The 502-nt window shown below is 58.4% G+C and carries 1 pseudogene; it reads right to left on the reverse strand.

The features are described 5' to 3' along the window. Positions 1–261: 261 nt before the first annotated feature. Positions 262–502: pseudogene (locus CKO42_RS27015) on the reverse strand (hypothetical protein); the annotation flags it as partial.

A 502-nucleotide genomic window follows, 5' to 3' on the forward strand; every position in this document is an offset into this window, starting at 1 on the left:
CGCCGGCATCGTGCTCAGCCTGCGCGCGCTCACACAGACCGTCGGACGCTGGGCGCAGTTCTGGCAGAAGATCGATCAGTTTGGGGCGGCGTGCTGCTGTTGAGCACAGTATGTTGAGGCCGCACCCATGATGCACAGCTTGGAGCATGGAATTATGTCGTCGATGCCGCTGGGGTTTGAATCAAGATGTATAACTTATTTTTGAACGGTTACTAGGATGAGCATGCTCAAACTGATGGGATAGGCATGACGTGATTGGCTTTAGCGGAGTGTCTTTAAGAGCGCGTCGTAATCGTCATGGTCGCCGATCCAGAACCAATAAAGGGTGTCGCCTCGGCGCAGCCCTAATGCCCGCCAGCCGATGCCGATTCGCACGGGTAGTCGTTCAGACACCCGCCATTGGAGCCGGCAACGCTGGAGCCGTGCGGCCAGCGCGTCGCTCAGTGATGACGGCGGCCAGATAGGGCCAAGGCAGATGCCCGCGTTTGCGGCAGGTTTCGAT

It is taken from the genome of Lamprobacter modestohalophilus (genome assembly GCF_016583905.1).
In the GTDB taxonomy this organism is placed as follows: domain Bacteria; phylum Pseudomonadota; class Gammaproteobacteria; order Chromatiales; family Chromatiaceae; genus Lamprobacter; species Lamprobacter modestohalophilus.